The sequence below is a fragment of the Marinobacterium profundum genome, from assembly GCF_001528745.1.
Taxonomy (GTDB): domain Bacteria; phylum Pseudomonadota; class Gammaproteobacteria; order Pseudomonadales; family Balneatricaceae; genus Marinobacterium_A; species Marinobacterium_A profundum.
In genome coordinates, this window is sequence record NZ_BCNS01000001.1 from 38,276 (window position 1) to 48,069 (window position 9,794).

Sequence of the window (9,794 nt, forward strand, 5' to 3'; positions counted from 1 at the left end):
ACGAATCAGGCTTAGCGGTACGCCGGAAAGTCCGCACAGAGGGCGTGGACCTTGTCTTTTACTGCAGCAATAGCGGCTTCAGCGTCGCCTGCCTGCATGGCATCCAGAATGTCGGCAATCCAGCCAGCCAGAGCTTCACACTGCGCTTCCTTGAATCCGCGCGTGGTGATAACCGGCGAGCCAAGGCGCAGACCAGAAGTCACAAAGGGTGACTGCGGGTCATTAGGCACGGCATTCTTGTTGACGGTGATGGATGCACGACCCAGAGCTGCGTCTGCGTCCTTGCCGGTCAGGCCCTGCTTGATCAGACTGAGCAGGAACAGGTGGTTCTCGGTACCGCCGGAAACGACATCGTAGCCGCGATCGATAAACACCTTGGCCAGTACCTTGGCGTTCTTGACCACCTGAGTCTGGTATTGCGTGAATTCAGGCTGCAGCGCTTCCTTGAAAGCCACGGCCTTGGCGGCGATGACATGCATCAGCGGGCCGCCCTGGCCGCCCGGGAATACGGCAGAGTTCAGCTTCTTCTCGATATCTGCATTGGCCTTGGCCAGAATCAGGCCGCCACGGGGCCCCCGCAGAGTCTTGTGGGTCGTAGTGGTAACGACATCGGCGAAAGGTACCGGGTTGGGGTACTGGCCCGCTGCGATCAGACCGGCGACGTGCGCCATGTCGACAAAGAGGTAAGCGCCCACAGCATCAGCGATTTCGCGGAAACGAGCCCAGTCAACGATCTGAGAGTAGGCGGAAAAACCGGCCACGATCATCTTCGGCTTGTGCTCACGGGCGAGGGCTTCAACCTGGTCGTAATCAATTTCGCCGTTTTCAGTCAGGCCGTACTGCACCGCGTTGTAAATCTTGCCGGAGAAGTTGACGTGGGAGCCGTGGGTCAGGTGACCACCGTGCGCCAGGCTCATGCCCAGTACGGTATCGCCCGGTGCGCACAGCGCCATGTAAACGGCGGCGTTAGCCTGGGAGCCGGAGTGCGGCTGCACGTTGGCGTAATCGGAACCAAAGAGCTCATTGGCACGATCAATGGCCAGCTGCTCAACCACGTCGACGTATTCACAGCCGCCGTAGTAACGCTTGCCAGGGTAGCCTTCGGCATACTTGTTGGTCAGCTGCGAGCCCTGTGCCTGCATTACCAGCGGGCTGGTGTAGTTTTCAGAGGCGATCAGTTCAATATGATCTTCCTGACGCTGTACCTCAGCGGTCATGGCCGCCCACAGGTCTGCATCGAAATTCTGAATCAGGTCGTTGTTATTAAACATCTAAAAATCTCCTCGCCAGGACATTCAGCCGGGAATTGAGTCAAAAAGTTTTAGTGGCGCGCAGCGCGCACCGGGATTCAGGTCAACAGATCCACCGCCACAGCGGTGAAAGTTGAGATCAGGACAGGCAGCTCCCCCACAGAACAACGCGTCATGGAACCGATAGTAGCCCTCAACCCCAAAGTGGAAGTGTTCACCGGCGCCCTGATGATATTCATTTACGACACGCGCCCCTGTCGCTGTCGCACGTAAGCAGACTTTCGCGGCAGACAGACAGGTCGGCGCTGCTGTGAGGTGCGAGGTGCGAGAGGGGTGCGAGGGGAAAGGGGCTAGGGGCTAGGGGCTAGGGGCTAGGGAAGAGCTGAAAGCAGCAACAAGCAGAAAGTTACAGAGCCTGTATCAAGGCCACAGGTCGGCGTGCCAGCACGCCGCTGACGAGCAACACGCCGGCCATAATCACGGTCACGCCTGCCAGGGTCGACGGCGCCAGCGCCTCCCCCAATACCGGGATAGCCGCCAGGGCCGCCAATGCCGGCGTGAAAGAACCAAGCGCCGCGGTCTTCTCGGCCCCGAGCTGACGAATCGCGACACCATAGCTAAAGCCGCCAACGATGCCGGCACCCAGCCCCTGGGTCAGCAGATAGGGCCAGAGCTCGGCCCAGCCAACCGATAGCAACTTCGATTCCACCAGCCCAAAGCCCATCAATACGAGCAACCCCAGGGAGGACAGACTACACAGCAGTGCCGTGGCCTGCAGGGCACCAATACCCAGCACCCGCAAACCCAGCGTATAAAAGGCCCACAACAGGCTGGCAGCAAGAAACGCCAGATGACCACGCCAGTAGCCTGTATGCATATCGAACAGGCTGGTGCCCAGCAACAACAACACACCGGCCAAGATAACGATCAATCCCAGCAGGCGCCGACGCGGCAAAGGCTCGGCAAATACGAGCACTGCGATGGCGGTTACAAAGAGCGGCGCCGTGCCCGGCACCAAAGCACCGGCGTGGGCAGCTGGCGCAAGTGCGCTGCCATAGGACATCAGATAGAAGAATGGCAGGCCACCGAGCAACAGCATCAGGCCATGACGCCTGCGGATCTGGCGAATACCCGAGTCACGCTTTAGCAGCCAGGGCACAAAGCACAGAGCCGGCAAACCGAAGCGCAGCAGCGCAAGATCGGTCGTCGTAAGCTGTGACTGGCTCTCGGCCCGCAGCGACAGCAGAAAGCCGACCCAGATCAACAGCGTTACGGCCATGGCCGCCAGTCCCTTTGCATTCACCAGGGGTTCGCCGCGATATTGCTCCATGATTTCAGCCTGTGCCGGATAATTTGAGGCCATATTATCGGGCAAAGACGAAAAACGAATCGTGCCGACTCGCTTGCAAAAACAGCTAATTTAGGTTGATTATTGCGCCTTATGTTTTATTTTTGGCAATAACGGTTAACAAAAGCCCCATGACTAAAAAAGCCGAACTGGACAGCATCGACCTGAAAATATTGCGAGCCCTGCAGCGTGATGGCCGCCTCAGCAATGCCGATATCGCCGATGCGGTTGCCCTGTCACCCTCCCCCTGCCTGCGGCGCCTGCGACGACTTGAAAGCGACGACGTTATTCAGGGCTACAGGGTCCAGCTCAACCGTCAGGCCATCGGTCTTGGCATGACCGTCTATGTCCAGGTCAAACTGCAGGACCATGGTATCGAATCTGTCGCGGGTTTTGAGCAGGCACTGCTCGGCATGCCCCAGGTCATCAACGCCCATACGGTGTCGGGCTCGGCCGACTACCTGCTCGAAGTTGTCGTCAGCGACCTTCCCGACTACGACCGCTGGGTGCGCCAGATACAGCTGTTGCGCATGGTGCGGGAAATCGAAAGCAACTTTGCGCTGCGCCAGGTGAAAGCCCAGGCGCCGCTACCGTTGTAATCGCCTAACCCGGGACTGCGGCCTGAAAAACGATGTAGAACGAACACAACATGGCACCACCAAAGGCCAGCGAACGCGGCCCCGATAGATTGGCGAGATAGAAAACGGCATGCGCTATGCGGCAGGCCAGAAAGATCAGTGCCGCCAGGTTCAGTGCTGTCAAATCAGCGCCGCCGGCGTAAGCAATCAGGCAGGTGGCACTGAATATCATCAGCGCCTCCCAGGCGTTGGCCTGAGCCGCATGGGCCCGACCACCAAGCCCCTCCAACTGAGCCTGCTGCTGGCGCGGGTTATGGTTGTCGAAACCCTTAAATTGCCTTGCACGGCAAACATTGGCCACACCGGCCAGCAAAATCGGCAGTAACAACACGATAAAAAGTACATACAGAATAACAGGCATGGCAGATCCCTCTTGGCGATACAGGGCCCCGCTGTCGGAGGCTTGTGCTATCTATACGCTCAGCGGCGACTTTTGTATCAGCCCGGCTGTAAATTCCCGCACAGCATCTGCTGCAACTCAGCAAGATCAGCCACTACTGGGATGCCCTCTGCAAACGGATTATCGCCCTTGACCACGCCCACAAAGGGCATGTGATTGTGCTCAGCGGCGATGTAATCAACCCGGCCATCGCCTACCATCAGGCAGCGTGATGCATCCAGGCGATGGCTATCGAGCAGCTCCGCAATATTGATCTCCTTGTCCGTCGGAGTGCCCCGCACCCCTATAAAGTAGTCCTTCATTCCGCGAGCCTTGACCACTTGTACCAGCTCGATTTCAGGCGTACCGGACACCACAAACATAGGCAGGCTTCTGGCCTGCAGCAAGCGTAACAGGGCATCGGCACCGGGCACCTCAGGCGAGTCGATCACGGCATTCACACTGCGCTCGGCGAACTGTTGGCACAGCGCCGCCAGAGCCTCTTCACTCAAGGGTTCCTGCAGCATTTCGCTATAGATATGGCGCAACTTGGTACCGCGCGACCGTCCCGTATTGCGCACGAAAAACTCCAGAATCTGCTGTCGCAATGCATCGCTACGTTCAGGAAAGAGCGACAGGAAGGTCGCGGCCTTGATATCCAGCGACTGGGCCAGCGCATCGTCGAAATCAAAAAATACCGCCTGCAGATCACCCAGTGCCGGTATCCCGCGCACAACGACAGCTCCATTTCGTTCTGTATCCACCATCTGCATCCCGCCCCCGTTTATCCGTTATCCAAGTGGACTCACTTTAGCACGCAGTCGTGGCGAAACAGTGATTCGGTTCGACCTGCTAACGCCCGAGCTACACCTCCCAGTAATCGCTATCCGAGCTGCCCCCGGGTCCCGAATTGCACGCACAAAAAAGGCTCCACCGGGGAGCCTTGAGCTTTTCAGTGAAACCGTATCAGAACTGCAGTTCTTCGGTTTCGCTGGCCTTGTCGTCAGCCGCGGCTTTGGGCGTGGGCTTGACTAGCAGTTTCTCGCGAATGGCATTTTCGATCTCGGTAGCGATTTCAAGGTGCTCTTCAAGATACTTGGCTGCATTCGCCTTGCCCTGGCCGATTTTGTCGCCCTTATAGGCATACCAGGCGCCAGACTTGTCCACCAGCCCCTGCTGTACACCCAGGTCAATCACTTCACCCATACGGTATATACCCTTACCGTAGAGAATCTGGAACTCGGCCTGACGGAATGGTGGTGCCACCTTGTTCTTCACAACCTTGACGCGGGTTTCATTACCGACAACTTCATCACCCTGCTTCACCGCACCAATACGACGGATATCCAGACGGACGGAGGCGTAAAACTTGAGCGCGTTACCACCGGTAGTGGTTTCCGGCGAACCGAACATGACACCGATTTTCATGCGAATCTGATTGATGAAGATCATCATGCAGTTGGTGTTCTTGACGTTACCGGTCAGCTTGCGCAGTGCCTGGGACATAAGGCGCGCCTGCAAACCGACGTGGGAGTCACCCATCTCGCCTTCGATTTCAGCCTTGGGCGTCAGTGCCGCCACTGAGTCAATGACGATCATATCGACAGCGGCGGAACGCACCAGCATGTCGGCAATTTCCAGCGCCTGCTCACCGGTATCCGGCTGAGACATCAGCAGATTGTCGACATCGACGCCCAGCTTTTCGGCATAGATGGGATCCAGCGCGTGCTCAGCGTCGATGAAGGCACAGGTCTTGCCTTGGCGCTGTGCTTCGGCAATCGCCTGCAGCGTAAGGGTGGTTTTACCCGAAGATTCAGGACCATAGATTTCAACGATGCGCCCATAGGGCAGGCCGCCAATGCCCAGCGCTATATCCAGACCCAGAGAACCGGTGGAGACCGACGGAATAGCTTCACGGGGCTGATCGCCCATGCGCATAACCGCGCCCTTACCGAACTGACGTTCAATTTGACCCAGTGCCGCGTCTAGCGCTTTCTTTCTGTTAGCGTCCATTTTCCACCCCTTGCGCTTAGTCGGATACAGCACTCTGGCGTCAAACCGGATACTGTATGTTTGGACAGTATTATTCCAGATCGCTTTCGGAATGCAACCTCTTTGAGTGCTTTTTATACTGCAGCCACCAATCCCTCCTTCAGGCCTTTCCGAGCTGCTTCAGCAGGCCACGCAAAGCGATTTCTACCGCTTGACGCCGCACCGCTGCACGATCCCCCGCCAGCAGGTGACATTGAGCCTCGGTGGGCGAGCCCTCGCAGGCCCAGCCGAACCAGACAGTCCCCACGGGTTTCAGCTCACTGCCACCGCCGGGCCCTGCTATACCACTGATGGATACCGCCAATTGCACCCCGCTCTGGCGCCGCGCGCCCTCTGCCATGGCGCGCACCACCGCCTCGCTCACGGCCCCCTGCTGCTCAATCAGCTCAGCCGGTACACCTAGCATGCGTACCTTGGCGGCATTGGAATAGGTCACGAAACCGCAATCGAGCCAGCCCGAGCTGCCAGCCAGGGCCGTCAGCTCCTGCGCCACCCAGCCGCCTGTGCAGGACTCCGCCGTTGCCAGCATCCAGTTACGGGCCAGCATCCGCTGCGCAATTTGTTCTACCCACTGTTGCATAGATAACCTCCAGTAAGGCTACTGATGATTGCGCACGGCTTACGACTCACCCAAGATGCCTGCCGAACGCCCGCAGCGCAACGACCAGGCTCGACTCAGATACACAGGAAGGGGCGAATGCGCTCCAGGGTTAGCCTGCCAATGCCGCGCACCTGCAACAGTGCATCCAGACTGCCGTGAGGACGATCCGTGATAATGGCGGCCGCAAGGCGTGGCGATATCCCCTTTATCAGCGCCAGCTCCCCGGCGCTGGCACTGTTAACCGATACAGGATCGGACGCCCGCTTAGCGCGGACAACGGCTTCAGGAGCAGCTGGTTTTTCAGTAACGGCCGCAGCGGCTGCCGGAGCCTCCGCCAGTTCGCATACTGGCATGTCGGCGCACAGGTCAACTGTCTCTACTACCGGTTGAGGCACCACCGGTGCCGCCACCAGTGGCATCTGCTCGGTAGCGGTCTGCATTGCAAGGACTTCAATTTCAATGGATGTGGCCGCCAGGCCTGTAGTCGGCACGACAGAAGACACAGCTTCAGCCGTTAGGTCAGCCGCCATCCGAGGTTCAGTCAGCCGCGATGGCAGGACCCGGAAATCGCGGGTTAGGAGGCCAGCTTCAGTCCATTCGCGCAACATCAGCACCAGGGAATCACCATTAAGCGGTATCTGGTTCAGGGCAATGTCCAAACGGTTGTGCAGCAATTCAAAGCCGCCACACAGCGTACCCAGTGCCGTGGATGCCAGCCGCGTGCCGCTGAAGGCCCCGCCCCGGTAGGACTCATTCAATGCCCAGAGCTCGAGACAGAGGGACCCTGATCTGTTGTGGGCCTGGCGAGGATTAAGAATTCGTTCAACGACCAGACCCGCATGATCCGCCCCTACATCACAATAGACCTCACCCAGTATCATCGGCTGGCTGAAGGCCTGACGGTTGGCGAAGTTGGCGTAATCGTGCAGTTGCACATCACCGCTCCCACCCACACCGACCAGCGCCAGCACCATGGCATAGTCGTCCTGACCCGCCGGTGGCAGCGCCAGTGTGGTCTCAAGAGCAACCACGACTGCCCTGTCCTGAGTATCAACCGGGCATTCTGCAATCTTGATACCCTGCAGCGCGCCGCCTTCATGGCGAGCAGGACAGGCCCAAAGCTGAAGCAGGCAACGGCGCTGACCGAAGGAATGCGGGTCTGTGATGGTAAAACCGGCACCCAGATGCGCGCGATCACCTTCAATCCGATAATGAATATCGCCGTTGAATTGGACGACCGGGTGATGAACGGGATTGTACGGGGTATCTTGGTTGTACATGGTAGCGACTCTGAGCACTGGGGCGGGGAAATGCGCAGTATTGTAAAGATTTGGGCGGCCAATTGAATGACCGACTGGCAGTATTTGACAATAAATTAAAGATCGCCGTAGATACCATCATTTAGACACCGACTCATGACACATTAGCACCATATTAGTGCGTTAAAAATCGCATCAACAGCCGGAGCGGCAATTCATTCCGCTACACCCAGAAGGCAAAAAGGGCGCTATGCGCCCTGATATCGAAAACCTGCAGATGTACCAGACGAGCAGGGATAAAAATCAGGTCTCGTAACCTGCAAAGAGTCGCTCGATCACCGCCTCAATCGCAGCCTTGTCGCCACCACAGGCCTTGTAGCTGCGCAGGCCCATCAATTGAATTTGCAGATAGCGCGCCAATTCCGCCACGGGAGTGCTCGCAATCAACACGCCTCGCTGACGGTCGTCGTCGAGCAAACGAATAAACAGCCGCTCCATTCGCTGCAGATGCAGCCCCGCATGCTCATAGAGCTCGTCATTCTTGCCATCCAGTTCCATGCGTGTTTTAACCAGCATGCAGGACTCTACACAGGCCGTCTGCGACGCAAACAGCACCCGACGCACAAACGCCTTGAAGCCCGCGACAAAGGAACCCTTGTCCTCGACCAGCGCCAGTAGTTCGCCCCCCATACCGTCGGCATAGGCGTCCAGCGCTTCGCGATAGAGCCCGGCCTTGTTGCCAAAAGCGGCATATATACTACCGGGATGCATCTTGAGCGCCTGCTGCAGATCCCGCGTCGAGGTTCCGCCAAACCCTCTCTGCCAGAAAAGCGCCATGGCACTTCTGACCACAGTATCACGATCAAACTTGGCGATATGAACCATTGGAGTAACCTGCTTTCGAATATGCAGCAAGTATATCTTGAGTGCTCCTGGCGCTGCAAAAATCCGCGTCTGCTGCAGTCCCAGCAGGCCGGCAGTCTCGCCCAGGACACCCTAATACACGGGCGTTTTATTGTTGAGTTATACGTATTTATTTCATATTTTTATATAAAGCTACACTTCTACTTGCGCGACATTTTCGATCACGGAAAGTAGCCTCCAGGAGCTAGGCTAACCACCGACCCCGCCGTCACACTGGAACAAAGACCTGCAACTCAAGTAGTGCGCGCGAGCCCTGCAACATCTGTGAAAGCAAGCCACTTGAAGGGGTACCGTCACTAAAAGCCTGCTTCAGGCTTGGAACCATCCTCGCGACAGAGATTGCGCTGTTCACCGCCATCATGAGCCTGATCCAGTCCGCCTTATGCCGTGCACGGCATAATCCGCCAAACTGAACGGGCATGAACCCTATGCCTATCTGAAAGATGTGCTGACCCGGCTACCGACCCAAAAGGCTAGTGCGATCGAGGAGTTACTTCCGCACAACTGGAAAGCGCCAGCTGACAAGGTGTGATCGCCGTTCGCTTACGCATAACTGGAACGCGCCGACTGACAAGGTGTGATCACCGGTCGGTTGTAAGCGGCCGGTAAACCCATCTTGAGGCAGCGGTCGAGACTGCCCGATAGTGTCCACCTATTTTCAAGTGGACACCTATGATGACTTCAATAAGCGTGACAGAAGCCCCGAATAAGCGTCGTCGTTATACTACCGCGTTCAAAGCCCGCATTATCGCAGCCTGCCAAGAGCCAAACGCCTCTGTCGCCCGGATCGCACTGGATCATGGACTTAACGCGAACCTGGTTCATAAATGGATCCGCGCAGCCCGGCAGCAACCAACCGCGACATCGCCTGCTTTTGTCGCGCTGGCGGTACCGGCTCAGTCAGACCAGCAGACTGCTCTTGGCTCTACCAACAGCATTCGCATCGAGATCCCGCGTCCGGCCGGCAACGTGGTCGTGAACGTGCCCGTGGCACAGGCCGATCGTTGTCTGCTCTGGTTACAGGAGCTGCTGCGATGATCCGCATTGATGAGATCTGGCTCGCCACCGAGCCGCTGGATATGCGGGCCGGTCCCGATACCGCCCTGGCGCGGGTCGTGGCGGTGTTCGGTGCGGCGAAGCCGCACTGCGCTTATCTCTTTGCCAGCCGTCGCGCCAATCGCATGAAGGTGCTGGTGCACGATGGGTTAGGCGTCTGGCTGGCAGCGCGTCGTCTGCATCAGGGCAAGTTCAAGTGGCCCGAGACCTGGCGCGGTGAGCGGCTGGAGCTGAACCCCGAGCAGTTTCAGGCGTTAGTACAGGGTCTGCCGTGGCAGCGCATGGGC

Annotated in this window: 11 protein-coding genes and 1 pseudogene; 4 read left to right on the plus strand and 8 right to left on the minus strand. The window is 57.8% G+C overall.

What is annotated here, in order from left to right; all coding sequences use genetic code 11:
- Positions 1-11 precede the first annotated feature (11 nt).
- Positions 12-1,271, minus strand: coding sequence for a serine hydroxymethyltransferase (gene glyA, locus MPRO_RS00165; RefSeq protein WP_067285701.1), 1,260 nt, complete (start codon positions 1,269-1,271; stop codon positions 12-14).
- A gap of 385 nt (positions 1,272-1,656) precedes the next feature.
- Positions 1,657-2,580 (minus strand): DMT family transporter, encoded by a 924-nt coding sequence (locus MPRO_RS00170; protein WP_067285704.1) that lies wholly within the window; start codon positions 2,578-2,580, stop codon positions 1,657-1,659.
- Between the two features lie 149 nt (positions 2,581-2,729).
- Between MPRO_RS00170 and MPRO_RS00175 the strand changes: the two genes are divergently transcribed.
- Positions 2,730-3,197 (plus strand): Lrp/AsnC family transcriptional regulator, encoded by a 468-nt coding sequence (locus tag MPRO_RS00175; RefSeq protein ID WP_067285705.1) that lies wholly within the window; start codon positions 2,730-2,732, stop codon positions 3,195-3,197.
- A gap of 4 nt (positions 3,198-3,201) precedes the next feature.
- Here MPRO_RS00175 and MPRO_RS00180 read toward each other — a convergent pair whose 3' ends face one another.
- From MPRO_RS00180 to MPRO_RS00205, 6 genes are all read right to left on the minus strand, one after another.
- Positions 3,202-3,597, minus strand: a complete 396-nt coding sequence (locus MPRO_RS00180) for an MAPEG family protein (protein ID WP_067285706.1) — start codon at positions 3,595-3,597, stop codon at positions 3,202-3,204.
- Positions 3,598-3,674: 77 nt separating this feature from the next.
- Complete coding sequence (locus MPRO_RS00185) at positions 3,675-4,379, minus strand: HAD family hydrolase (protein ID WP_158651692.1); 705 nt, start codon at positions 4,377-4,379, stop codon at positions 3,675-3,677.
- A gap of 202 nt (positions 4,380-4,581) precedes the next feature.
- The gene (gene recA, locus MPRO_RS00190; RefSeq protein WP_067285709.1) at positions 4,582-5,628 is read right to left on the minus strand and encodes a recombinase RecA; all 1,047 of its coding nucleotides are present in this window, start codon (positions 5,626-5,628) and stop codon (positions 4,582-4,584) included.
- Between the two features lie 139 nt (positions 5,629-5,767).
- On the minus strand, positions 5,768-6,247 hold the full coding sequence (locus MPRO_RS00195; protein WP_067285711.1) for a CinA family protein: 480 nt from the start codon (positions 6,245-6,247) through the stop codon (positions 5,768-5,770).
- Between the two features lie 95 nt (positions 6,248-6,342).
- A complete protein-coding gene (locus MPRO_RS26120; protein WP_216821205.1) occupies positions 6,343-7,548 on the minus strand; it encodes a ComEA family DNA-binding protein in 1,206 nt (401 codons plus the stop codon).
- A 282-nt stretch (positions 7,549-7,830) separates the two neighbouring features.
- Positions 7,831-8,412: a TetR/AcrR family transcriptional regulator gene (locus tag MPRO_RS00205; protein WP_067285712.1), complete on the minus strand. Its 582-nt coding sequence runs from the start codon at positions 8,410-8,412 to the stop codon at positions 7,831-7,833.
- A gap of 439 nt (positions 8,413-8,851) precedes the next feature.
- Here MPRO_RS00205 and MPRO_RS24910 point away from each other — a divergent pair.
- From MPRO_RS24910 to tnpB, 3 genes and pseudogenes are all read left to right on the plus strand, one after another.
- Positions 8,852-8,983, plus strand: a pseudogene (locus tag MPRO_RS24910) (transposase domain-containing protein); the annotation flags it as partial.
- A 140-nt stretch (positions 8,984-9,123) separates the two neighbouring features.
- The gene (tnpA, locus tag MPRO_RS00215) at positions 9,124-9,489 is read left to right on the plus strand and encodes an IS66-like element accessory protein TnpA (protein ID WP_216821206.1); all 366 of its coding nucleotides are present in this window, start codon (positions 9,124-9,126) and stop codon (positions 9,487-9,489) included.
- On the plus strand, positions 9,486-9,794 hold a 309-nt coding region (tnpB, locus tag MPRO_RS00220; RefSeq protein ID WP_067285716.1), incomplete at its 3' end, for an IS66 family insertion sequence element accessory protein TnpB. The genes tnpA and tnpB, both read left to right, overlap by 4 nt.